The sequence below is a fragment of the Bradyrhizobium sp. McL0616 genome (genome assembly GCF_049993385.1).
Lineage (GTDB): Bacteria > Pseudomonadota > Alphaproteobacteria > Rhizobiales > Xanthobacteraceae > Bradyrhizobium.
The window spans coordinates 4,043,846-4,067,552 of record NZ_CP188255.1; the positions used below are offsets into that span (position 1 = coordinate 4,043,846).

A 23,707-nucleotide genomic window follows, 5' to 3' on the forward strand; every position below is an offset into this window, starting at 1 on the left:
CCGCCTGCTGTGTCTTAGAGGTCGAGAGATATCCTGACGCACGCCTTTTCGAGGCGGGTCTTCAGCGTCGCGAGCTTGGTGGTGAATTCGGTCAGTTCGTTCTCGTCGAATTCCTGGAAGACGAACTCGCGAATCGTCTTGTACTGATCGTTGAGACTCGCGATGTGCTTCTGTGTCTTGTCGACCAGAGACAGCCGGACCACCCTGGCATCAGTCGGCGACGGCCGCCGGCGCAACAGGCCCTTCTTCTCGAGCAGCTTGGACTGGGTGGTGACGAAGGACGGATCGACGTGCAGGAGTTTCGAGACCACGTTGACGGGAACGCCGTCGTCCTTGTCGAGGTCGGAGATGGCCATCAGGATCAGCCATTGCGGACCGCTGATGCCGAGCGTCCTTGCCCAGAACTGACGCAGCTCCTCCAGATGCATGTTGATCGACGATATCTCCCAGGTGAAGCGCCTGATGATATCGAGATTGCCTCCGGGGCGGAGGCGCGCCCCTTCTTTCCTCGTCGCTGACACAGCGTCACTCCCGTGCGGCTGATTCTTTCTGGCCGGTGTTCGCAGGGCGGCATAGTCCACGCAACTCTGCTCTGACGCAAGTGCAGAGCAGGGTAATTTTGTCACGGAAATTACAAATATGATCAGATCAGCTTTTTGGCTCAGGCCCGGTGTTGCACTGCGGCCACAGAGTTAGTGAAACCGCAAAGCTGATCTAATAAACTATTTTGATTAACATAACGGCGCAGGCATATTGGTCCGTGACGGTGGGGGGTACTCGATCGTCCCGTTGCAGGTGGTTCGCTCACGTCCCTCGCGTCTTTAGCGGGTGTGTCCGAAAGCGCGAAGCGGCCGAGCGGATTTGGAGAGACGGGGATCTGGGGGGCCTCACGGTCCGGTCTTCGTAAAGTGAACAACTTGGAGGTTTTAAAATGAAAGTGGTGAAGAGCCTTTTGCTCGGCACTGCGGCGGGTCTGATCGCCGTCGGTGGAGCTCAGGCGGCTGATCTTCCGGTCAAGGCCAAGGCGGTCGAATACGTGAAGATCTGCTCGCTCTACGGCGCGGGTTTCTACTATATCCCGGGCACCGACACCTGCATCAAGCTCGGCGGCTATCTGCGTGCGGAAGTCGCGCTCAATGCCGGCGGCAACTACAGCGCACAGTACAGCAACGTCTTTGCGGCAAACAACCGCCTGAACAACTACTACTCGGCGCGCGCTCGTGAGGACCTCAACATCGACACGCGCACCGCGACCGAATACGGCGTTGTTCGCACCTATTTCGATGCGGTCTTCACCTGGACGACAGGCAACTATGTCGGCACCGGCTCGGCTACGGGCGCAACCCAGTATAGCGGTACGCTCGGTCTCAATGCCGCCGGCACCGGTCTCGTGGGCTCAAGCGGCGGCGCCGTCAACGCCACCGATGGCACGATCTCGGGCGGCGCGCTCGGCGTTTACTACGCCTTCATCCAGTTCGCTGGCTTCACCATCGGTAAGTCGGTGTCGCAGTTCGACGCGCCCTGGATCAACTATCCCGGCAACAACTTCGACCAGCTGGTCGGCGGCAGCGGCACCACCAACGGCGTCAACCAGTTCACCTACACGGCCGATTTCGGCCAGGGCGTGACCGCCGCGATCTCGGCGCAGGACCAGACGCAGGTCTTCCAGACCAACATCTGGAACACGGCCGGCATGTCGACCTCCAGCGTCCTCGGCGGCGCCTACGGCACTAACAATCTCGGCGGCACCAGGTCTCCCGACATTGTCGGCATGGTTCGCGTCGATCAGGCCTGGGGCTTGTTCCAGGCGTCGGTTGCCGCGCACGACAACCATGTCGGCTACTACGGCGCGACCGAAGTCACGGGGCATCCCGAGGACAAGTGGGGTTGGGCTGCTCAGCTTGCTTTGTCGATCAAGAACATCCCGACCGGCGCGGGCGACGTGATCAACGTGTCGGGCGTCTACACCCAAGGCGCGAGCCGCTACAACTTCCAGGAGCTGGCCGCGACCAGCTACTCGATGTTCGGCAGCTCGAATGCCGCATATCAGAGCATCGGCTTCGCTGGCGTGTCTGACGCGGTGTTTGCTCCGGGTGGCAGCCTCGAGCTGACCAAGACCTACGGCTTCCGTGGTGCCTATACCCACAACTGGAGCCCGTACTGGAACACGGCGCTCTACGGTGCTTGGGCTGCCGTCAACTACAGCGGCACGGCCAAGGGCTTGATCTGCGGCAGCGCCTCGTTCGCGACCCTGACCGGTACCTGCAACCCGGACTTCAACATCGGCCAGGTCGGTGTGATCACCCGCTGGACGCCGGTCAAGAACCTGACCTTCTCGGCTGACTTCGTCTACAGCCACCTCGACCAGAAGTACTCGGGCACGATCACGACGCCGGCGCTCACGGCCGTCGCCAAGCCCGCGGCGACCTACGAGCTGAAGGACCAGGACACCTACAGCCTGCTGCTGCGCGCCCAGCGCAACTGGTAAGCTTCCGGTCTCTTGCAATCGACGAAGCCCCGGCGGGATACCGCCGGGGCTTTTTTCGGAAGAGGCGACGGTTTCGAAAAACCGAAATATCCTACGCAAGCGGCGAAGACGAGCTATGCGAATCGATCGGCGCCAAACTTATTTACTTACCTGAGTTACTAAGCTATATAGCTGTCAGCCGATTTCGAAAGTCACGGCTCTTAGCTTGATGCTAAGCCTCCAGAAACCTCCGGCGATGCCCCGCCGGAGGTTTTTCATTTTGGGAGATTGCGTAGGACCTCAGCCGCGCGCGAGGCGCGCGCGGGAGTTTGGCCGGTAGGCGAGGCGGCTGTGGCCGGCGCAATAGGGCTGTCCATCGTGAGCGGCATTGCCGCAGAAGCAGAAATCGTCTGCGCCCGGCGTCGAGATCGGCCAGCGGCAGCGATTTTCACCGAGCTCCATCAGCGAGCAGCGATTGGCCTCGTCGATCGGCCGGTTGATCGCTGGCTCGTTGGATTCGCCATAGATCGTGGCGAGCATTTCAAATTGCAGCCGGGGTACCGCTTTCGGCGCGCGTGCTGGCGCTAGATTTCTGTCCCGGAGCCTGCGCTCATCGACCGAGCGGCCGCGGGTCAGATTCAAACGGGACAGCTTGCCGATCACGGCGTTGCGGCTGACGCCGATGTCGGCGGCGATGTCGCGGCAGGACAGGCCGGCTTCGAAGTGCTGCTTCAGAAGCTCGATGCGTTCGTTGGTCCAAGTCTGTGAAGAAGTTGGTGAGAGAACAGGCATTTGTAACGGTCCCAGGTTGCAGATGTCGGCCATCCGCCTCTCGAGATCCGTCCGCCTCACGTCCGGCGCGCGCTCACGTCCTGCCATTGTCGCGAATCGACAAAAGCCCGTCCTTGATGGCGAGACGGATGCCTTCCTCGATCAAAGTCCGTGCGACGCCGGGAACGCTGGTGCCGTGGGTGCCCTGTCTCACCAGCTTTTCCAGATAGGTGATGGTCGAGAGCGCCAAGGTTACGGGAATGCGGTCAGTCTCGGCTTTTTCGGTGGCCATGGTCCGAACGCTAACCTCATACTCAGATACATAAAAGTAACGATTAAGACTCTATTTAGGTTCGGGGGTCGAAGTCAAATCCAGCGCCAAGGCGTTCTTGAGGCCCTTGGAATTGCTGAAGAAAATAGCCACGACGCTGCGCGCCGCGCCGACGGATCGGGCGGCGACAGAGCCGGATGGGAGGGGAAGAGCCCGCAGGCCTAGCCGTGCACGATCGCCTTTTCGATCATGCAATGGATGCCCTTGGAGCCGTTGACGGTCTGCGTCACCCGCAAATCGGCCGCCAGGCTGCACAGCGTGTAGGCGTCCTCGCGCGACAGGTTTCGCCTCTCGCCGAGCAGCGTGATCATGTCGCGCAACGCCCGCACCACGCATTGGTCGAGGTCGGGATCCATCGCCATGGTCATGTAGTGCGTCGGCGTCTCGCCACGGGGATAGTCGAGCCGCAAATCCTTGCGCAGCGTCAGCCGGAAGCGACCTTGCAACGCGGTCTCGATCGCGGTGACGCAGACCTCGCCGTCGCCCTGCACCCCATGGCCGTCACCGCAGGAGAACATCGCGCCCGGCACGAACACCGGCAGATAGAGCGTCGCACCCGCGCCGAGCTCTTTGTTGTCGAGATTGCCGCCCATTGCGCGTGGAATGAGCGAGGTGATCCGGCCCCAGGCCGGCGGTGGCGCCACGCCCATCACGCCGAAAAACGGCTTCAAGGGCAGATCGAGGCCCCAGGGCATGCGGCCGACCATCCGAGTCCGGTCGAGAGGAATGTTGAGGATCCGCGTCTCGTGAAAATCGTCGGGCAGGGTGCCGGACAACGGCTTGATCAGATTCCAGCCCCAATCCTGCCGAAGCTGGACGTCGAGGATCTCGATCTCGAGCACGTCGCCGGGGGCAGCGCCGTCGACGGCGATCGGGCCAGTCAGGATATGGCCCGGGAGCATCCGCTCGGATTTCGCATGGACCTCGAACAATTCGGGCGGAACGTGAAACCGGTTGCGGTCCGGCACCACCTCCGGTCCGCCGCTGATGGTGTCGATCGTGACCTCGTCGCCGCTTGCGACGGTGAGAACCGGCTTGAGCTGGGCCTCGAAGAAGCCCCAATGGCAGGTTTCGGGGCTCGCGTGCAGGTGATGATGGGTCATTTGCTGTGTCCGGTCGTTTTCATCGGGAGGCGGCATGAGAACTTGTCATGGCCGGGCTTGACCCGGCAATCGATCCTCTTCCAAGAAGATTTCTGTGGATGGGCGGGCGGGTCAAGCCCGCGCGTCACCGGCTCGATCATTCCAGCGAGGTTCTCCTGTTCTTCGTTCTTTCCAAGACGCTCGGCGCCGCGCTGCTGCCGATCAATTTGCTGGTCGAGCTCGGCGTCCTGTCGCTGGTCCTGATGCTGACGCGCTTTGCGGCGTTCGGCCGCAAGCTCGCCGCGGCCACGCTGGTGCTGTGGGTGCTGGCGGCGTTTTCGCCGCTTGGCAATTGGCTGCTGTATCCGCTGGAATCGCGTTTTCCGCCGTGGGATCCGTCGCGCGGCGCGCCCGACGGCATCATCGTGCTGGGCGGCTCCGTCGATCCGGACCTCTCAGCGGCGCATCATACCCCGGTCGTGCGCCAGGCGGCCGATCGGATGCTGGCGCCGCTCGAATTGGCGCGGCGTTATCCGAACGCGAAGATCGTCTTTACCGGCGGCAGCGGCGACCTGATCTCGTCCGACGCCAAGGAGGCCGATTGGTCCGCGGTGCTTCTGGAGAATGCCGGCATCGCCAAGGAACGCCTGACCCTGGAGCGGAACTCGCGCAATACCTACGAGAACGCGCTGTTCACGAAACAGCTGGTCGCGCCAAAGCCCGGGGAGCGCTGGCTGCTGGTGACCTCGGCCTACCATATGCCGCGTTCGGTGGGGATTTTTCGCAAGGCCGGATTTGACGTCGAGCCCTATCCGGTCGACTGGCGGACGGGTGGGCGCGGTGATCTCTTCACCTTCACCAATTCCGGTGCCGACGGACTTGGTCACACCGACGTGGCCGTGCGCGAATGGATCGGGCTCGTGGCTTACCGCCTGATGGGCAGGACTTCCGATTTGCTTCCCGGCCCGGCGAAGGACTAGAAACGACAACAAAGATGATCGGCGCATGATCGCCGGCCCGGAGAACGCCATGCAACAGCAGAGTGCCGAGACGATCGACCTTGCCGGCCTCGTCGCCGATCTCAACAGCCTGCTGCGGCTGAAGACGACGGTGATCGGCATGAAGCTGTTCGCGCGCGTCGACCAGATGGAGGCAATCCCGAAGATCCGGCGGCCGAATGCGGTCCACACCACCGACCAGATCGTCAGCATGGCCTCACGGTTAGGATGGACCGTCGGCATCACCGGCGAGGATCTCGTGGGCGCGCAGTGCCGCGCGGTGATCGGGCTCGCGCCACAGGACGACAAATGGCTCGCCGGCGAAAACTATGTCGGCGTCTGGCATGGTACGGCGGAGGACGCGCGCAAGCGCCAGGAGGCGCTGGACGTGGTTCCGTTCGGCCACTATCAGGCGCTCGCGGTGAGCCCGCTCGCTAGCGGCCGGCTCGATCCGCCCGATATCTGCCTCGTCTATGCAACGCCGGGGCAGATGATCATCCTGATCAACGGGCTGCAATATACCGGTTACAAGAAGTTCGAATGGGGCGTGGTCGGTGAAACCGCGTGCGCGGATTCCTGGGGGCGGGCGCTCAAATCCGGCGAGCCCAGCCTGTCCTTGCCATGCTATGCCGAACGGCGCTATGGCGGCGTGCCGGATGAGGAGATGCTGATGGCGCTCAAGCCCCAGCATCTCGCCAAGGCGATCGAGGGCATGAAGGCGCTGGCGAAAAATGGCCTGCGCTATCCGATTCCGCCCTACGGGATTCAAAGCGACGTCCGTGCCGGCATGGGCGTGAGTTACGCGAAGAAGTGAAGGCCAGTCATGAGCTCTACGAAATTCGACATCGTCGTCTATGGCGCGACCGGCTTTACCGGCCAGCTCGTCGCCGAATATCTGACGCTGCATTACAAGGGCGACAAGGCGCTCAAATGGGCGATGGCGGGCCGTAGCCTCGGCAAGCTGAAATCGGTGCGCGACGCGATCGGCGCGCCCGGGAATACACAGCTGATTGTCGCGGATGCGTCGGACGCCGCCTCGCTGAAGGCGATGGCGGAGCAGACGATGTCGGTGATCACCACCGTTGGTCCCTATCAGCTCTATGGTGAGGAACTGCTCGCGGCCTGCGTCGCCACCGGCACGGATTATTTCGATCTCTGCGGCGAGCCGATCTGGATGCGGCAGATGATCGACAAGTACGAGGCGGAAGCCAAGGAAAGCGGCGCGCGCATCGTGTTTTCCTGCGGTTTCGATTCCGTGCCGTTCGAGCTCGGCACATTCTTCGTGCAGGAAGAGGCCAAGCGCGTGCTCGGCGCGCCGGCCTCGCGCGTGAAGGGCCGCGTGCGCGACATGCGCGGTACGCTGTCAGGCGGCACCGCGGCGAGCGCGAAGGCGACGTTCGATGCGGTGGCAAAGGACATCAGCCTCATCACGATCCTGAACGATCCATTCGCGCTGACGCCCGGGTTCACCGGCCCGAAACAGCCGAAGGGCAACAGGGCGGCCCTCGAGGAGGACCTGCAATCCTGGGCGGCGCCGTTCATGATGGCGTTGATCAACACGCGCAACGTCCATCGTTCCAATATGCTGATGGGATTCCCTTACGGTCAGGACTTCGTCTACGACGAGATGGTCCTGACCGGTCCCGGCGAAAAGGGCGAGGCCAACGCGAAGCGCGTGATGGCGGCGAATTCAGAGAAGACCGGTCCGAACGCGCCGAAGCCGGGCGAGGGCCCCTCGAAGGAAGAGCGGGATAACGGCCGCTTCGATCTGCTCTATGTCGCGATCGCGTCTGACGGCCGTCAAATCCGCGCCGGCGTCACCGGCGACCGCGATCCCGGCTACGGCTCGACCTCGAAGATGATCTCCGAATGCGCGATCTGCCTGTTGCGTGATGTGACGGACGTGCCGGCGGGCTTCTGGACTCCGGGCGCGGCGATGCAGCACAAGCTGATCGAGCGGCTGCAGGAGCATGCGGGGCTGACGTTCAGGGTTGAAACCTAAGTTCGCTCGGGGCCTCGCCTTTGCCATCGTCGAAATTCGATATCGTCCTTTACGGCGCAACCGGCTTCACCGGCCAGCTCGTTGCCGAATATCTCGCCGCGCGATACGGAGACGATGAGACGCTGACATGGGCGATGGCCGGGCGAAGCAGAGACAAGCTCGCCTCGGTGCGCGATGCGATAGGCGCGGCGGCTGATACGCCGCTCATCATTGCTGATGCTTCCGATCCCGCGTCGTTGCAGGCAATGGTCGATCAAGCGCGGCTGATGATCACCACTGTCGGTCCGTACCAGCTGTATGGTTCTGACCTGCTAGCCGCCTGCGTCGCCTCAGGCACCGACTATATGGACCTCTGCGGCGAGCCGATCTGGCTGAAGCAGATGATCGACAAGCATGAGGCGGCAGCAAATGCGAGTGGTGCTCGCATCATGTTCTCCTGCGGCTTCGATTCCATCCCGTTCGAGCTTGGTGCTTTCTTCGTTCAGGAGGAAGCCAGGCGTGTGTTCGGCGCGCCGGCGCCGCGCGTAAAAGGGCGCGTCCGCGACCTCAGCTGGAAGTTCTCCGGTGGCACCTCGGCCAGCGCAAGGGTCACGTTCGAAGCGGTTGCGCAGGATCTCAGCTTGGCGTCGATCCTCAAGAACCCCTTCGCATTCACGCCCGGTTTTGAAGGACCCAGGCAGCCACGCGGCAACAAGCCTGTTTTCGAGGAGGATATGCAATCCTGGTCCGCCCCGTTCGCGATGGCGATGCTGAACACGCGCAATGTCCATCGCTCCAACATGCTGATGGGATTCCCCAATGGCCGGGACTTCGTCTATGACGAGATGGTGCTGACGGGGGCGGGGGACGAAGGGCAGGCCAACGCGAAGCTTGTGATGGCCGCCAACAGCGAAAAGACCGGCCCCGAAGCGCTCAAACCGGGCGAGGGGCCGTCGAAAGAAGAGCGCGATGCCGGTCACTACGACCTGCTCTATGTCGCGATTGCGCCTGATGGCCGTCAGGTTCGCGCGGCGGTCAAGGGCGATCTCGATCCCGGCTATGCGTCAACGGCGAAGATGATCTCCGAATGTGCGATCTGCTTGCTGCGTGACACACCTGATGTGCCGGCTGGTCTGTGGACGCCGGGCGCAGCGATGCAGCACAAGCTGATCAAGCGGCTGCAAGAGCATGCGGGACTGACGTTTGCGGTGGAAAGCTAGCGGCCCAGTCACGCGCCGCAATCACGTTGTCATCGCCCGGCCTTGACCGGGCGATCCAGTATTCCAGAGGCTGCAATAATTGAGCCGAGAAGCCGCGGCGTACCAGATGCCCCGCTTTCGCGGGGCATGACAGCTTCCATCGCTACACCGCCCTTGCATCATACGCATACATGAACTCCATGCTCTTGGAGCCCAGCGGCAACAGCCATTTCATCATCTGATTTCTGACCCAGGCGCCGGTGGCGCTGAATTCGCGCTTGCTGTTGCCATTGCGCCGCGCCATCGCGACGATCTTTTCGGCGCGCGGGCGGCGCTCGGCCTCGAAATTCTGGAAGGTGACGCCAAGCTCCTGGCCCTCCTGCATGAGACGGGCGAACCGCATGGCATCCTCGAGCGCGAGCGAGGCGCCCTGACCGGCATGCGGGCTCGTCGCATGCGCGGCGTCCCCAATCAGCAGCGAGCGCTTGCGCGACCAGATCGGCAGGGTCGCGACGTCGAGCGTGTCGGTGACCACGATGTTCTCGGCCGCCTCGATGATCGCGGGGATCGGATCGTGCCAGCCGTGATGGAAGCCGCGCAGATGCTGCTTCAGCGTCGTCTCGTCGAGCGCGCGGAACATCGTGGCATCCATGCCGTGCGCGGGCTGCGTGCTCCACCACATCACGCCGTCGCTGGGATCCGGGCTGCAATAGCCGTAGCCGAAGAAGCCGCTCTGCCCGAAAGTGGTCTCGACATGCCGGCCGATCGGCCTGCCGTTGAGCACCGCATGCGGCACGAAGCCGCCGAACCCGATCAGGCCGGTGTTGAAGGGTGTTGGCCCGTCCGGCACCACCTGGCGCCGCGCGATCGAATGCACGCCGTCGGCGCCGATCAGGAAGTCGCCCTCGGCAGTGGTGCCGTCGGCGAAATAGGCGACGATTGGCTGGTCGCCGCGGTCCTCGATCTTGATCAGGCGCTTGTCGAAATACAGCGAGACGCAAGCGCACCAGGCCTTGTCGATCAGCATCTCGTTCAACGTCGCGCGGCAGACATTGACCGCGGGCTGGCCGAAGCGCCGCGCCATGTCGCGGTTGATCGAGCCGAGCCTTCGGCCTTCCTGCGAATAGAAGTCGAAGGACTCCGCGATCGAGCCGCGGCTGATCAATTCGCCGGCGAGCCCGATCTCGTCCATCACATGCATGCCGTTCGGCGCGATCTGGAGGCCGCCGCCAATGCCCTTCGAGTAGGGCCAGGCTTCGTAGATCGCGGATTCGATGCCGGCGCGGCGCAGCAGGATCGCGGTGACGGGACCGGCGATGCCGGCGCCGATGATCAGGGCCTTGCGGGGACGGTAGGACATGGCTTGCTCCGGACGCTTCCGTGGTGATAGGAGAAATTAAGGTCACTAAATCTCTTAGTGACTAAGATATATATCGACTAAGATATGAGGTCGGCCTTGTCAAGGACGAAAGCGCGCGCGACGTTGTTGCAAGAGGTCGAGGAGGCGATGCGCCGGTCGTCCGCGCAGGGCGTGCTCTATGGCCAGACCGTTGCCAACGTTGCAGGAATTGCCAATTCCGACCTCGAATGCATGGACATCCTGTACCTCGAGGGTCGCGTCACGGCGGGCCGGCTCGCCGAAGTCACGGGACTGACGACCGGCGCCATCACCGGTGTGGTCGACCGGCTCGAGAAGGCCGGCCTCGTGCGCCGCGAGCGCGATGAGACCGACCGCCGCAAGGTTTTCATCGCCGTCGTGCCGGAGAAGGCTATGAAGATCGGCGAACTTTATGTGCCGATGCAGCAGGCGATGGAAAAGGTGTGGAGCGCCTATTCCGATGAGGAGTTGCGCCTGCTGCTGCGCTTCGCGACCGAGGGTTACAAGGGCGTGCTCGCGGCGACCGCTGCGCTCAAGGGCTTGCTCGATACGCCGCCGGAGAAGCGTCCCGATCTCAAGCTGAAGAAGCGTCCTCGCCAGACTTGACCTTGTAGGCCTGTGCGGCTGCGATCATGCCCCACATCGCCCCCAGCATCATCCAGAAGTGCCGCCAGTGGTCGGTGTCGATCACAAAACTTTCGCCGACGGTGCCAACGAAGGCCGAGAACACCGCGAGATAGGCGCGCTGCCAGGGCACGCGCACGAAGATGTGGCGGAAGCCCATGATCACGGTGGTGAACACCAGCGCGGGATAGCACACGCCGGAGAGCCAGCCGCCTGACATGAAGGCGTTCAGATAGGAATTGTGGGTGTCCTCAGGGAAGAAGCGGTGGAATTGCAGGGGGCCGATGCCGAACGGCAGGTCGAGCGCCATCTCCGCGCCGAGGATGTGCCGGCCGAACCGGCCGAAGCGGCCTTCGTCATAGCTCTGGTCGAAGCTCGCGCGCTGCTTGAACATTTCGGCGATGCTGTCGAACGACAGCAGCACGGCGATCAGCGCCAGGCCCAGCACCACCGCGACGATCGCCATGATGATGATGCGCGAGCGCTGCGCGTTGGTGCGACTGGTCAGCACCATCAACGCCAGCATGAAGGCCGATGTCAGGACCAAACCACCCCAGGCGGCGCGGGAGAAGGCGAGCAGGATCGCCAGCGACATGATGCCGAAGGCGATGACGTTGCGGAACGCCTTGGCAAGCTTGTCGGAGACCACGCTCTGGAGCGCGAACAGCGCCGGCAGGATCAGGAAGGCGCCGAGCACGTTCGGATCCTTGAACGTGCCGCGCGCACGCTCGTACAGCGTCAGGAGGTCGTGGCCGCCGGGAACGAGGTTGAAATAGCCCGCGATCGCGGAGAGCGAGGCGATCATGGCGCCCACCACGAGGCCACGGCGCAGCATGTCGAGTCGTGCCGCCGTATCCTCTGACGCGACCATGGCAAAGAACACCACGGTCACCGCCATGTACCAGGAGGTCGCGATCCAGCTTGCGACCTCGGACTGGTCGAGCAACGGGATCGCGCTGATGGTGTAGCCGACATTGAGCAGGACCAGGGCCAGCAGCAGCGGCATCAGCACCAGCTTGAGCCGCAGGCCGGTGGCGAAGAAGGCGACGGTGGCCAGCAACGTCACGATCTCGTAGGGGCTCGGCTCGATGAAGACGATCGCACCGGACGCGCCGACCAGCCACACCAGCGCGCGCTGGAGCGCCAGCACGCCGGGCGCAGCGCGAACCGCTGCATTCAATTCCCCAGCTGTTGCCGCATACGCCATCACACGCTCACACTACTCGTACGCTACAAACACCGCTGTCATCGCCCGGCTTGACCGGGCGATCCAGTATTCCGCAGCACGCGTTGGAGAAAACGGCTGGCGCTGCGGAATACTGGATGCCCCGGTCAAGCCGGGGCATGACGGAGAAAATCAGCTCAATACGCGTTCTCGTTCTTGGTCAGCAGCGAGATCGGCGTCTTCAGGAGAATGACGAGGTCGAACAGCACCGACCAGTTCTCGATGTAATAGAGGTCGAACTCGACGCGCTTCTGGATCTTCTCTTGATTGTCGATCTCGCCGCGCCAGCCATTGACCTGGGCCCAGCCGGTGATGCCGGGTTTGACGCGGTGGCGGGCGAAATAGCCGTCGACGGCCTCGTCGAACAGCCGGCTCTGGAGCTTGCCCTGCACCGCATGCGGGCGCGGGCCGACCAAAGAGAGATTGCCGGAGAAGACCACGTTGAAGAGCTGCGGCAGCTCGTCGAGGCTGGTCTTGCGGATGAAGCGACCGACGCGGGTGACGCGCGGATCGTTCTTGGTCACCACCTTCGACGCGGTTGGGTCGGCCTGGTGGTGATACATCGAGCGGAACTTGTAGACGTCGATGCGCTCATTGTTGAAGCCGAAACGCTTCTGGCGGAACAGTACGGGGCCGGGACTGTCCAGCCGCACCGCCAGTCCCACCAGCGCCATCACCGGGAGCGCGGCGAGCAGCGCCAGGCCGCCGACGATACGGTCGAACAGCCATTTCATCACCAGATCCCAGTCCGTGATCGGCGCCTCGAACACGTCGAGCGTCGGCACCTCGCCGAGATAGGAATAGGAACGGGGACGGAAGCGCAGCTTGTTGGTGTGGGCGGAGAGGCGGATGTCGACCGGCAGGACCCAGAGCTTCTTCAGCATTTCCAGGATGCGCGTCTCCGCCGAGATCGGCAGCGCGAACAGCACGAGGTCGACGCGGGTGCGGCGGGCGAATTCGACGATGTCGTCGACCTTGCCGAGCTTGCGCGCGCCGGCGCAGGTGTCGAGCGCGCGGCTGTCGTTGCGGTCGTCGAACACGCCGAGCACGTGGATGTCGGAATCCTCCTGCGCGTTCAGCGCCTCGACCAGCTCCTCGCCGGTACGGTCGGAGCCGACGATGATGGTGCGGCGATCGAGCCGGCCCTGGCGCGCCCAGTTGCGCACCAGCGAGCGCAGCACCAGACGTTCGGAGATGAGCGCCGCAAGCCCGAGGAAGTAGAAGGCGGCGAGCCACAACCGCGACATCTCGCTGCCGAACTTGGCGAAGAAAGAGATGCCGATGAACAGCAGGAAGACGAAAGACCAGGACGAGATCATCCGCGTCATCTGCCGGAGCTGCCCGCGGAACAGTTGCACCTGGTAGATGTCAGCGGCCTGGAAGCAGACCACGGCGGCGACCGCGACGGCGATGATCTCTGCGGGATAAACCCAGCTGAAGCCTACAAGCGGCATGACATAGCCGACATACAGAGCGACTCCGACGAGGCTCAGCAGCAGGAAATCGGCCGCGCGCGCGATGCCGGTGATCACGATCGGCGAATAGGCGGGGGCGACCTTCTGGTTGACGACATCGAGCGCAGCCGGCGTCAGTCGGCGACGGCGTTCGATGAAAGCTGTTTCAGCCGGCAAGGCCGCGGTGCTGGTCGCGGCATCGAGCATCGAGCGTGCGTTGAGCGGTTCCACGGGCGTCCACGTCCATTCCAACAGCCCAGGCGCGGCTTTGCACCCGGGCGGGCATCCCCCAGGCTCATCGGATAACGGACAAATCGGAAGATTCTCTAAAGCGGCCTTAAGGATGGTTAATGATTTGCAAATGCGTCGCGATAACCCGCGAGCACACCATCGACCATCGCCTGCTGGGAAAAATGCGCCGATATCCGCTCGCGGAGCGATGCCGCACGTTGTGCGGTCGCCCGCGGGTTCTCGAGCGCGGCCGCGATGGCCTCGGCCATGGCGTCGGCATTGCTTGCTGCAAACAGGGCTGGGCTCTCGGGCCGAAAAATCTCGGGAATACCGCCGACGCGGGCTGCGATCATGGGAACGCCGGCCGCGCCCGCCTCGATCACGACATAGGGCATGGAATCGCCGCGCGAGGGCACGACCAGGAGCCGGCCCTTGGAAAAACCATAGCGCGCCTTGACGTGGCCGATGAAGCGGATCGCGCCGCCAAGGCCGAGCTTCTCCACTTGCGCCTTCAGCGCTGCCATCTCTTCGCCATCGCCGCCAAGTGTCAGCGTGACCTTCTTGCCGTTTGCGTGCAGTCGCGCCACCGCATCGACCAGCAGGTCGGCGCCTTTGATGTGCCTGAATTCGCCGACATAGGCGAGGTCGGTCGCGTCATCGGCGATGACGACCGGCTCGAACTCCTCGGGCGTCACGCCGTTGAAAACGCAATGCACCACGCCCTTCGGCATGCCGACGATGCGTTGATAAGTGTCCCGCGCAAAGGCGCTCTCGAACAAAAACAAGTCGGTCGCGTTGATCAGCGAGCGTTCGAGCCGTGCGTAGAACTCGCCCTTCAGGGTGTTGAGGGGATAGTGCAGCGAGCCGCCATGCGGTGTGTAGATGCGGATGGTGTCATCCGAGCGCCGCCGCATGCGGACGAAGGCGCCGGCCTTAGCGCCGTGGCCGTGCATGACGTCGGGCTTGAGCTCGCCGACCAGGCGCCGCATCCGAAGCCACACCAGAAAGTCGTCCGGTGATGGTTCGCGGCGGATCGCGAGCCGGTGCACGCCGAGCTTCAGCCTTGGTGCGAGCTCGGCAAGCGCCTTGTCGGCGCGCTCGCCACCGGTGAGGCTATCGGCGAGAATCCCGACATGATGGCCGCGATCGACCTGGCCGTTGGCGAGGTCGAGGATGTGACGAATGATGCCGCCGACCGGCGCGCGAACGGCGTGAAGGATGCGAAGCGGCTGGTCGGCAGAGGGGGGCATGATCAAAACCGGCGTTCGACGGCGAATGCCGAACAAAGTTCTCGAAATATCGAGACGGATTAAGAGCCCTCGTGGTTAACAAACGGTGACGCGCGCATGTGGGTCCGTTGCAAGAGGCCGCGATTAACCCAGCAGCAACCTTAATGGAGTGTAATCGCCCCGGTTGAGGTGGAGTTGCGGCGTTGCCCTGCGGGAGTGTTCGATGCGTTTAGCGTTCTGGCGTGCCGGCAAGGACAAGGCGGTGGTCGAGCGGGCTGTGTCGAAGCCCAAAGCCGAACCCAGAGCCAAGGTCGAAGCAAAGCCCACGCCCGTCGCGGTGAAGCAGGCGTCAGCCGAATCCGGTGATATCGATCTGCATGCGCTCGGGGGCGCGCTGGCCCGCAAGCGCCGCTGGGTCATCGTGCCGACGGTGTTGGCGCTCGTGGTTTCCGTCGCCATCGTCAATTTGGTGACGCCGCGTTTCAAATCTGAATCGCGCATTCTAATCGACGGCCGTGAGAACGTGTTCCTGCGGCCGAGCAGCGACCGCAGCACCGAGGAGCGGCAGGCGCTCGACCCCGAAGCGGTGACGAGCCAGGTCCAGCTCGTGCTGTCGCGCGATCTCGCGCGCGAGATCATCAAGAAGAACAAACTTGCAGAGTTGCCCGAATTCGATCCGGTGCTGCAAGGCGTCTCACCGCTGAAGTCGCTTGCGGCGCTGGTCGGCATCGGCCGCGATCCGTTCTCGATGACGCCGGAAGAGCGCGTGCTCGACGCATATTACGATCGCCTCCAGGCCTACGCCGTCGACAAGTCGCGCGTGATCGTGGTGGAATTCCAGTCGGTCGATCCCGAGCTCGCCGTGCGCGTCGCCAATTCGATTGCCGACGGCTACCTCGTGCTGCAGCAGAATGCGCGCCAGGAGCAGGCGCGCAGCGCCAGCCAGTGGCTTTCGGGCGAGATCGAGAATCTGCGCAAGAAGGTCTCCGACGCCGAAGCCAAGGTCGAGGATTTCCGTTCCAAATCGTCGCTGTTTGTCGGCACCAACAACACCACGCTGTCGAACCAGCAGATGGGCGAGGCCAACACCCAGCTCAACAACGCACGCTCGATGAAGGCTGACGCGGAATCCAGGGCGCGGCTGATCCGCGAGATGCTCCAGAGCGGAAAGCCGATCGAGGCGTCCGAGGTGGTGAATTCCGAATTGATGCGGCGGCTGTCGGAACAGCGCGTGACGCTGCGGGCGCAGCTCGCCGAACAATCGTCCACGCTGCTCGGCAATCACCCGCGGATCAAGGAGCTGAAGGCGCAGCTCGGCGATCTCGACAACCAGATTCGTGACGAAGCGGCCAAGATTTCGCGCTCGCTTGAAAGCGATGCGCGGATTGCCGGCGGCCGGGTCGACAATCTGACCACGAGCCTCGACCAGCTCAAGAAGCAGGCGACATCGACCAACGGCCAGGACGTCCAGCTCCGCGCGCTCGAGCGCGAAGCCAAGGCGCAGCGCGACCTGCTTGAAACCTATCTTGGGAAATATCGCGAGGCCAGTACCCGCGAGACTATCGACACCGCGCCGACGGAGGGCCGCATCATCTCGCGCGCCATCGTCTCGAACACGCCGGCCTATCCGAAGAAGCTGCCGATCGTGCTGATCGCGACGTTGGCAACGCTGCTGCTCTCGTCCGGTCTCGTCGTTACCGGCGAGCTGCTGCGCCAGACCGCGCCGCGCGCCGTTGCTGCGCTGATCCCGGCGCAAACTCAATCGCAAGCGCCGGTGCGCCACGAGCCGGTCGTCGAGCCCGTCATCGAGTCCGTCCTGGCGGAGCCCACGCCGCTCCAGCCGGAGATGACGGCCGATGCGGACGTCAGCGAACTCGTGGAAATCGGTGAATTGGCCGAGAGGCTGCGCGCCGCGGGCCCGGGGGCGAAGAAGGTCACGGTGCTGGGCACAGCCTCGGGCGAGGCCATCACCTTGTCGACGCTGACGCTCGCCCGCCATCTGGCGCGCGATGCCCGCGTCGTCGTGGTCGATCTTGCCGCATCCCTACCGACGATTGCCGCGGTGTCCGTCGATCCGATGGCACCCGGCCTTTCCGAGCTGATGCAAGGGGAGGCCTCGTTCGCGCAAATCATTACCCGCGACAAGCTCTCGCGCCTGCATCTGGTGATGGCCGGCCGTCCCGGCTTCGACCGCAGCCTGCTGCAGTCGCCGCGCGTGACGCTCGCAATCGATGCGCTGCTGCGCGCCTACGACCATGTGCTGATCGACGCCGGCAGTGCCTCCGACTTGCCGGCCGAGCTCCTGACGGCGAATGCCCGCGCCGTCGTGGTGCCCGATGTGTCGATGGAGCCGGAAGTACGCGCCCTGATGTGCGAGCAGCTCAAGGCCGCCGGTTTCAGCGAGGTGACGATGCTGACCAGGCCTGTGCAGCCGTCGGACGCCGTGGAAGTGCCGCGCGTCGTAGCGGCGTAGGCTATTTACCCGAACGCCCGCCGCAGCCTCTGTGCCAGATCGAACAGCATCTGGTTCTGCTTCACCAGGCGTTTGCCGTGGTTGAGTGAGGACATTGCCATCGCGGCGAGCTTGCCGCGGGAGGTCAGGGGGACGAAGCTGTCGAAGATGTCCTCGTCGTCCTTGCAGAACATACGCTTGTAGTCGTCGGAGCCGATGCCGAGGTCGAGCGACCGGTAGCTGCGCTCGGCGTAGCGGTCGATGATGTTGCGCATCAGGATCAGGCCGGGGCTGTAGCGGGCGTGTTCCGACAGCGTGTAGGTGTTGAACATCGTCGAGAAGCGCTGGCCGTCGGCGACGCCGGCGAAGATCGCGATGACCTCGTCGTCGCATTCGAGCGCATGGATGTCGATGACGCGGCCTTCGCCGCGCGGTGACAGGCAGGCGCTGCGGACGAACTGCTCGACGCCCGGCTCGGCGAATACGTTCGGCAGTTTCTGCTCGGCCATCCGCGCCGGCTTGACCCGGAAGAACCAGTCGAGCAGGCGGGTGACGTCCGCATCGGTGGTGGCGAGATGATAGCGATAGCCGGGCAGAGCTTGGAGCTTCTTTTCCTTGCTCTTCAGACGGCGACGGAAGGAATTGCTGATCCGCGATGCGGGGGGGCCGCCGGGCTCCATCACCAGAAGCGGGCAGCCGTTGATCGAGCTCTGCCGCGGGAGAGCCGCAAACGGGTTTTGCTGGTCATTCCAGCGCAGCGGCTGCTGCGTCAGCGCCAGCACGTCGACATGCTCGCGCAGCGGCGCGAACAGCGCGTCGAGATCGGCCGCGCCGGATTGTGCTGCGAACTCGGCGTTCCACAGCCCCATGTTGAAGGTCGTATGCTTGCCGCCCATGAAGCAGGCGGTGCGCACGCCATGGCTCTGACGGAGCGAGAGCGGCAGCAGCGCGAGCGGCCGATGATCGGCGTCGCAGGCAATGACAATGAAGGGGCGTGCGCCTTCGTGTCTGCCGACCTGCTGCTGCCAGGGGCTCAACATCTCGAACCGCTGATAAGGCGTGGAGAGGTGACCGGGCTCCTCGAAGGCGCGCCAGACCGGCTCGGCCACGCCGAGATCGGCGACGATGTCGACATGCGCGATGCGGCTCGCTTTGGACCGCGCTGGCGCTTCTGCCGTCCGGCTTTGCATCGCCGCAGCCATGGTCATTCGCGAAACCTGTCGAGAAATCAAAAAATGCGTATTTCGGCCTGTGGCCGACCTTTGCAAAGAAATGTCAACAAAGGGTAATGACAATAAGCGAGGAAACCGCCCGCGGGCGAGCGCGAAGGTGGGATATTGGCATCTGACGACAGATGGATGGAGCGCTTGCGGCTCGAACTGGCCTGGTTCACCGGCCAGCCATTGCTGCGCAGCCGCGGCGCCGGCGCGATTTTGCGCTTCGAGCGTGTGCGCCCGCGGCGGCACGGCGCGTTCCAGCCGCTGTGCGACAACGAGATCACGCCGCAATTCCTCGACCGCACCATTCGCGCGCTGAAGCGCTGGGGCTACGACTTTCTCGGCATGGACGAGGTCTGCCGGCGCGCGGTCACGCTGCCGGAAAAGCGGCGCTTCGTGGCGCTCACCTTCGACGGCGCCGCCAAGGACCTCATCAGCTTCGCCTATCCGGTGCTGGCGCGCCACGCCGTGCCGTTTACGCTCTACGTTCCCACTGCCTTTCCCGACGGCGTCGGAGAGGCGTGGTGGCTCGGGCTCGAACAGGTGATTGCGCGCGAGAGCCGTATCAGCCTGATGATGGGCGACAGGGAGCAACGCTTCACCGTCACCGGCAACGCCGAGAAGCGCGCGCTTTTCTCGTTCGTCGAAGGCTGGTTGCGCTCGCTGCCGCCGGCGGGCCTGTCGGCCGCGATCGCCGATCTCTGCACCCGCTATCGGATCGATCTCGCCGCACTCTCGCGCGATGCGTCGATGGATTGGGAGGATCTGGCGAAGCTTGCGGCCGATCCGCTGGTCACGATCGGCAGCGCGACCGTGAACTATCCCGTTCTCGCCAACATGAAGGACGTGGCTGCGCTGCGCGAGATGATGATGGGCAAGGCTGTCGCCGAAGCGGCCTTTCACCGAGATATCCGGCATCTGGCGTTTCCGTTCGGCGATCGCGCCTCGTTCCGGCGCAATCACGTCGTGATGGCGGAGGAGGCCGGCTTTGCCAGCGCGGTGTCGACGATACCAGGCATCGTGGACGCGGAAGGGCGGACCAATCTGCGCGCGCTGCCGCGGATTTCCTGGGACGGCCGGGTGCGCTCGCTGCGCCTGATGCGCGTGCTTGTGTCAGGAGTTGCGTTTCCGCCGGTGAAACCGACGGCTGGCGTCACGAACTAGATTTGGCGCGATCCGGCCGCTGCATCCAGCTCACGATCGGCATCGCCGGCAACACCCAGCCCATGCCGACGACCACGTAATAGATCGCCTGCCGCCAGCCGGACTCGGCGATCCACGGTATCTGCGCCGCCGCCATGCCGAGCAGGGCCCAGACGGTGGCGAGCACCAGGAGCAGGATGGCGCCGAGGAACTTGCGGGTGCGGATCGTCATGGCGGAATATTGCGGCTTTCGCGTAACTTGCGCTGCGGGAGCGGGGGACTATAAGGGGCACGCAGTCCGGTTCAAGCCTTGGTTTTGACCCCTGAAAATGACGACGAATTCTGCCCTGACCAACCCGCATCGCGCCGTGCGCTGGTGGCTGATCTCCGTGGCCGCTCTGATCGCGCTGATGGTGCTGGTCGGTGGCGCAACGCGGCTGACGGAATCCGGACTTTCGATCGTCGAATGGAAACCGGTCACCGGCAGCGTGCCGCCGCTTTCTGCGGCGCAATGGACCGACGCGTTCGAGGCCTACAAGACAATCCCGCAATATCGCGAGCTCAATGCCGGCATGAGCCTGTCCGAGTTCAAGCAGATTTTCTGGTGGGAATGGAGCCACCGGCTGCTCGGCCGTTTCATCGGGGTCGCTTATCTGCTGCCGTTCCTGTTCTTCCTGTGGCGCGGCGGCCTGTCCGGTGAGTTGAAGCGGCGGCTGTGGCTGCTGTTTGCGCTTGGCGGGCTTCAGGGCGCGGTCGGCTGGTGGATGGTCGCCTCGGGCCTGTCGGAACGCGTCGAGGTCTCGCAATATCGGCTGGCGACGCATCTCGTGCTCGCGCTCCTGATCTTCGCCGGCATCGTCTGGACGGTGCGGCGGCTTGCCGAGCGGCCGCCGATCGCGGTCCCTGCGCGGCTGCGGTTCACGAGTGCAGTGCTCGTGATCGTGACCTTCGTGCAGATCTATTTCGGTGCGCTGGTCGCGGGCCTGCACGCCGGGCGTGCTTACAACACCTGGCCGCAGATCGACGGCGCGTTCATTCCCTCAATGGAGCGGCTGTGGTTCGAGACGCCGTGGTGGCGCAACATGTTCGACAATGTGCTGACCGTGCAGTTCGAGCACCGCATGACGGCCTACGCGCTGTTCGCGCTCGCGGCACTGCATGCGGTCGATGCGGTGCGGTCTCGCGCGGGTTCAGCAGCGAGTGGCGCGCTCTGGCTGTTGGGCGCGGTGAGTTTGCAAGCCGTGCTTGGCATCCTCACGCTGCTCAACCAGGTGCCGATTGACCTTGCGCTTTCGCACCAGGCGGTCGCGATCGTGGTGCTCACGCTTGCGATGATGCAGGCAGAGCGGCTGGCGTCACGGCACGCCGCCGAAGCGCAGCCGCGCGCGGTTCCCCTCGGTCAGGCCGGCTAGCAATAGCCGTAGATGCCGCACGAGTAGGGCAGGCGCCAGAAATAATCGACCTGCTTCCCGCCGTAATACGAGCCCTGATAGTCGTAGTCCCAGGGACGGCCGTAATAGCCCGGCAGCGTATGCGCGCCCGGCAGCAGCGGCGTGCCCGGCAGATTGCGGATGTAACTTCCGATGCCGTAAGCCGGCGAGATCAGGGCGTCCGGATCGGTCTCGACATAGACTTTGGGAGGCTCTTGCTGAGCGGCGGCCCGCCGCTTCGACGTTGCCGGCAAATCGGCCGCCAGCGCGCTTGAGACGGTCAGCGTCGCGGCAAGGGCAGGTACCATCCAGCGCAGCATCGTCGGCTCCGAATCAAAAGGGCGATCCAAGGACGATGTATGCGGCAGATATGGTTAATGACTGTTAACCGGGGCGCGCTTTCGCGTGCCCCGGAATGACCAGGAAAACTAGGCGCTCAGCGCCTGCTCCAGGTCCGCGATCAGGTCTTCCTTGTCCTCGATGCCGATCGAGAGCCGGACCACGTCGGGGCCGGCGCCGGACTTCACCTTGGCGGCGTCGTCGAGCTGGCTGTGCGTGGTCGAGGCCGGGTGGATCACCAGCGAGCGGGTGTCGCCGACATTGGCCAGGTGCGAGAACAGCTGCAATTTCGACACCAGGCTGACGCCGGCGTCGTAGCCGCCCTTGAGGCCGAAGGTGAACACGGCGCCTGCGCCCTTCGGCGCATATTTGCGCGCGAGCTGATTGTACTTGTCGCTTGGCAGCCCGGCATAGCTCACCGAGGCCACCGCCGGATGGCCGGCGAGGAATTCGGCAACCGCCTTGGCGTTGTCGCAGTGCTTCTGCATGCGCAGCGGCAACGTCTCGATGCCGGTGAGGATCATGAAGGCATTGAACGGCGACAGCGCCGGGCCGAGGTCGCGCAAGCCCAACACGCGGCAGGCGATCGCGAAGGCGAAATTGCCAAACGTCTCCTGGAGGCGGATGCCGTGATATTCCGGCCGCGGCTCGGAGAGCATCGGATATTTGCCGCCGGTCGACCAGTCGAAGGTGCCCGCATCGACGATGATGCCGCCGAGCGAATTGCCGTGGCCGCCCAAAAATTTCGTCAGCGAGTGCACGACGATGTCGGCGCCGTGGTCGATCGGGCGGATCAGATAGGGCGAGGCCAGCGTGTTGTCGACGATCAGCGGCACGCCCGCTTTGGTCGCCACGGTCGAGATCGCCTCGATGTCGGTGATGCTGCCGCCGGGATTGGCGATGGACTCGATGAAGATCGCCTTGGTGCGCGGCGTCACCGCGCGCTCGAAGCTTGCGATGTCATCCGGATCGGCCCACACCACGTTCCAGCCGAAGCTCTTGAAAGCATGCGTGAACTGGTTGATCGAGCCGCCATAGAGTTTTCGCGCGGCGATGAATTCGTCGCCGGGTTGCAGCAGCTGCTGCAACACCACGACCTGCGCGGCATGGCCGGAGGCGACCGCGAGCGCGGCGGTGCCGCCCTCGAGCGCGGCGACGCGCTCTTCCAACACCGCATTGGTGGGGTTGCCGATGCGGGTGTAGATATTGCCGAACGCCTGCAATCCGAACAGCGAGGCCGCATGGTCGGCGTCGTTGAAGACGAAAGAGGTCGTTTGATAAATCGGAGTTGCGCGCGCACCGGTGGTGGGATCGGGCTGTGCACCGGCATGCACGGCGAGGGTCGAAAATCCCGGAAGGCGATCGCTCATTGATGGCGTCCTGTTCTTGTGGTCTGAAATCGCGCGGCATGCTGATCGGCGCCGCGGCTGCCGTCAAGCTGTGGCTTCACGTCGTGCTACGCATTGTCGCGTCGGCGAAATCAATCCTTCGCAGTTGCGTCAGCTTTGATCGCTCTTGTTTTTGGCGGCGCGATCCGCGGCCGCGGTGTCGCCCCCGCCGACACTCATCCGATTGAGGGATAGTCGCATGCCCTGCGTCGGCGCCGGCGGACGCTTGGAACTCAGCGTGCGCGAATTCACACCCATCCAGGAAATTTCGGACGACAAGCGGCCATATTCGATTTTTGGGCAACGGTTCATCACCACCTTGATGCCGGCTGCTTCCGCCTTTTCTGCGGCGGCATCGTCGCGCGCCCCGAGCTGCATCCAGATCACCTTCGGCAGCGGATCGAGCGTCAGCGCCTCCTCGACCACGGGCATGATGTGACTGGAGTTGCGGAAGATGTCGATCATGTCGACGGGACGGCCGATGTCGGAGAGCGACGCGACGAAGGGTTTTCCGAGCAGGTCCTTGCCGACATGGCCGGGATTGACCGGGATCATGTCGTAGCCGCGCTGCGCCAGATATTTGAACGCGAAATAGCTCGGCCGCACATTGACCGGCGAGGCGCCGACCATCGCGATCGACTTCACGCTACTGAGGATGGCGCGGATGTAATTGTCGGGATAGGCGTCGTGGTTCATGTGCTCATCTTCTTGCTGTCATTGCGAGGAGCTCGCGACAAAATTGCGAAGCAATTTTGCGCTGAAGCGACG

General features: G+C 63.8%; 22 protein-coding genes. 9 read left to right on the forward strand and 13 right to left on the reverse strand.

Annotation, left to right across the window (positions count from 1 at the left end):
• Positions 1-14: 14 nt before the first annotated feature.
• A complete protein-coding gene (locus ACPPVR_RS19695) occupies positions 15-521 on the reverse strand; it encodes a MarR family winged helix-turn-helix transcriptional regulator (RefSeq protein WP_426615803.1) in 507 nt (168 codons plus the stop codon).
• Positions 522-931: 410 nt separating this feature from the next.
• Between ACPPVR_RS19695 and ACPPVR_RS19700 the strand changes: the two genes are divergently transcribed.
• Positions 932-2,488 (forward strand): porin, encoded by a 1,557-nt coding sequence (locus tag ACPPVR_RS19700; protein WP_426615804.1) that lies wholly within the window; start codon positions 932-934, stop codon positions 2,486-2,488.
• A gap of 279 nt (positions 2,489-2,767) precedes the next feature.
• Here ACPPVR_RS19700 and ACPPVR_RS19705 read toward each other — a convergent pair whose 3' ends face one another.
• The 3 genes from ACPPVR_RS19705 to ACPPVR_RS19715 all read right to left on the reverse strand — a co-directional run bounded on the left by ACPPVR_RS19705 (position 2,768) and on the right by ACPPVR_RS19715 (position 4,672).
• Positions 2,768-3,259: a GcrA family cell cycle regulator gene (locus ACPPVR_RS19705; RefSeq protein ID WP_426615805.1), complete on the reverse strand. Its 492-nt coding sequence runs from the start codon at positions 3,257-3,259 to the stop codon at positions 2,768-2,770.
• A gap of 73 nt (positions 3,260-3,332) precedes the next feature.
• Complete coding sequence (locus ACPPVR_RS19710) at positions 3,333-3,530, reverse strand: hypothetical protein (protein WP_007603456.1); 198 nt, start codon at positions 3,528-3,530, stop codon at positions 3,333-3,335.
• Between the two features lie 200 nt (positions 3,531-3,730).
• Complete coding sequence (locus tag ACPPVR_RS19715; RefSeq protein ID WP_426615806.1) at positions 3,731-4,672, reverse strand: acetamidase/formamidase family protein; 942 nt, start codon at positions 4,670-4,672, stop codon at positions 3,731-3,733.
• A 155-nt stretch (positions 4,673-4,827) separates the two neighbouring features.
• Between ACPPVR_RS19715 and ACPPVR_RS19720 the strand changes: the two genes are divergently transcribed.
• From ACPPVR_RS19720 to ACPPVR_RS19735, 4 genes are read left to right on the forward strand one after another with little or no spacing between them, the layout of a single operon-like run.
• Positions 4,828-5,631, forward strand: coding sequence for a YdcF family protein (locus tag ACPPVR_RS19720; protein ID WP_426616139.1), 804 nt, complete (start codon positions 4,828-4,830; stop codon positions 5,629-5,631).
• A gap of 49 nt (positions 5,632-5,680) precedes the next feature.
• A complete protein-coding gene (locus ACPPVR_RS19725) occupies positions 5,681-6,463 on the forward strand; it encodes a DUF169 domain-containing protein (RefSeq protein ID WP_426615807.1) in 783 nt (260 codons plus the stop codon).
• 9 nt (positions 6,464-6,472) lie between these two features.
• On the forward strand, positions 6,473-7,651 hold the full coding sequence (locus ACPPVR_RS19730; protein ID WP_426615808.1) for a saccharopine dehydrogenase family protein: 1,179 nt from the start codon (positions 6,473-6,475) through the stop codon (positions 7,649-7,651).
• A gap of 20 nt (positions 7,652-7,671) precedes the next feature.
• Positions 7,672-8,850: a saccharopine dehydrogenase family protein gene (locus tag ACPPVR_RS19735; protein ID WP_426615809.1), complete on the forward strand. Its 1,179-nt coding sequence runs from the start codon at positions 7,672-7,674 to the stop codon at positions 8,848-8,850.
• Between the two features lie 142 nt (positions 8,851-8,992).
• Here ACPPVR_RS19735 and ACPPVR_RS19740 read toward each other — a convergent pair whose 3' ends face one another.
• Positions 8,993-10,189: an FAD-dependent monooxygenase gene (locus ACPPVR_RS19740; RefSeq protein WP_426615810.1), complete on the reverse strand. Its 1,197-nt coding sequence runs from the start codon at positions 10,187-10,189 to the stop codon at positions 8,993-8,995.
• A gap of 147 nt (positions 10,190-10,336) precedes the next feature.
• Between ACPPVR_RS19740 and ACPPVR_RS19745 the strand changes: the two genes are divergently transcribed.
• Complete coding sequence (locus ACPPVR_RS19745) at positions 10,337-10,813, forward strand: MarR family winged helix-turn-helix transcriptional regulator (RefSeq protein WP_426616140.1); 477 nt, start codon at positions 10,337-10,339, stop codon at positions 10,811-10,813.
• Here the strand turns inward: ACPPVR_RS19745 and ACPPVR_RS19750 are convergent.
• The 3 genes from ACPPVR_RS19750 to ACPPVR_RS19760 form a co-directional block, all read right to left on the reverse strand.
• Positions 10,782-12,038 carry an O-antigen ligase family protein gene (locus tag ACPPVR_RS19750; RefSeq protein ID WP_426615811.1) on the reverse strand — a complete coding sequence of 419 codons (1,257 nt, stop codon included), beginning with the start codon at positions 12,036-12,038 and terminating at the stop codon, positions 10,782-10,784. The genes ACPPVR_RS19745 and ACPPVR_RS19750 overlap by 32 nt on opposite strands.
• Before the next feature lie 155 nt (positions 12,039-12,193).
• Entirely contained in the window at positions 12,194-13,741 is a 1,548-nt protein-coding gene (locus tag ACPPVR_RS19755) for an undecaprenyl-phosphate glucose phosphotransferase (protein ID WP_426615812.1), read from the reverse strand.
• Between the two features lie 116 nt (positions 13,742-13,857).
• Positions 13,858-14,991 carry a glycosyltransferase family 4 protein gene (locus ACPPVR_RS19760; protein WP_426615813.1) on the reverse strand — a complete coding sequence of 378 codons (1,134 nt, stop codon included), beginning with the start codon at positions 14,989-14,991 and terminating at the stop codon, positions 13,858-13,860.
• A gap of 202 nt (positions 14,992-15,193) precedes the next feature.
• On the opposite strand from ACPPVR_RS19760, the gene ACPPVR_RS19765 reads away from it, so the two are divergent.
• Positions 15,194-17,443, forward strand: coding sequence for a GumC family protein (locus ACPPVR_RS19765; protein WP_426615814.1), 2,250 nt, complete (start codon positions 15,194-15,196; stop codon positions 17,441-17,443).
• Positions 17,444-17,448: 5 nt separating this feature from the next.
• Here ACPPVR_RS19765 and ACPPVR_RS19770 read toward each other — a convergent pair whose 3' ends face one another.
• On the reverse strand, positions 17,449-18,630 hold the full coding sequence (locus tag ACPPVR_RS19770) for a GNAT family N-acetyltransferase (RefSeq protein ID WP_426615815.1): 1,182 nt from the start codon (positions 18,628-18,630) through the stop codon (positions 17,449-17,451).
• Positions 18,631-18,759: 129 nt separating this feature from the next.
• On the opposite strand from ACPPVR_RS19770, the gene ACPPVR_RS19775 reads away from it, so the two are divergent.
• On the forward strand, positions 18,760-19,803 hold the full coding sequence (locus tag ACPPVR_RS19775) for a polysaccharide deacetylase family protein (RefSeq protein WP_426615816.1): 1,044 nt from the start codon (positions 18,760-18,762) through the stop codon (positions 19,801-19,803).
• Here ACPPVR_RS19775 and ACPPVR_RS19780 read toward each other — a convergent pair.
• On the reverse strand, positions 19,793-20,014 hold the full coding sequence (locus ACPPVR_RS19780) for a DUF2842 domain-containing protein (RefSeq protein ID WP_426615817.1): 222 nt from the start codon (positions 20,012-20,014) through the stop codon (positions 19,793-19,795). The genes ACPPVR_RS19775 and ACPPVR_RS19780 overlap by 11 nt on opposite strands.
• Positions 20,015-20,111: 97 nt before the next feature.
• Between ACPPVR_RS19780 and ACPPVR_RS19785 the strand changes: the two genes are divergently transcribed.
• On the forward strand, positions 20,112-21,194 hold the full coding sequence (locus ACPPVR_RS19785; RefSeq protein WP_426615818.1) for a COX15/CtaA family protein: 1,083 nt from the start codon (positions 20,112-20,114) through the stop codon (positions 21,192-21,194).
• Here ACPPVR_RS19785 and ACPPVR_RS19790 read toward each other — a convergent pair.
• The 3 genes from ACPPVR_RS19790 to ACPPVR_RS19800 form a co-directional block, all read right to left on the reverse strand.
• The gene (locus ACPPVR_RS19790) at positions 21,191-21,532 is read right to left on the reverse strand and encodes a hypothetical protein (protein ID WP_426615819.1); all 342 of its coding nucleotides are present in this window, start codon (positions 21,530-21,532) and stop codon (positions 21,191-21,193) included. The two genes, ACPPVR_RS19785 and ACPPVR_RS19790, sit on opposite strands and share 4 nt — an antisense overlap.
• Before the next feature lie 108 nt (positions 21,533-21,640).
• A complete protein-coding gene (locus tag ACPPVR_RS19795; protein WP_426615820.1) occupies positions 21,641-22,921 on the reverse strand; it encodes an O-acetylhomoserine aminocarboxypropyltransferase in 1,281 nt (426 codons plus the stop codon).
• A 129-nt stretch (positions 22,922-23,050) separates the two neighbouring features.
• Positions 23,051-23,635, reverse strand: a complete 585-nt coding sequence (locus tag ACPPVR_RS19800; RefSeq protein WP_426615821.1) for a CoA-binding protein — start codon at positions 23,633-23,635, stop codon at positions 23,051-23,053.
• Between the last annotated feature and the right edge of the window lie 72 nt (positions 23,636-23,707).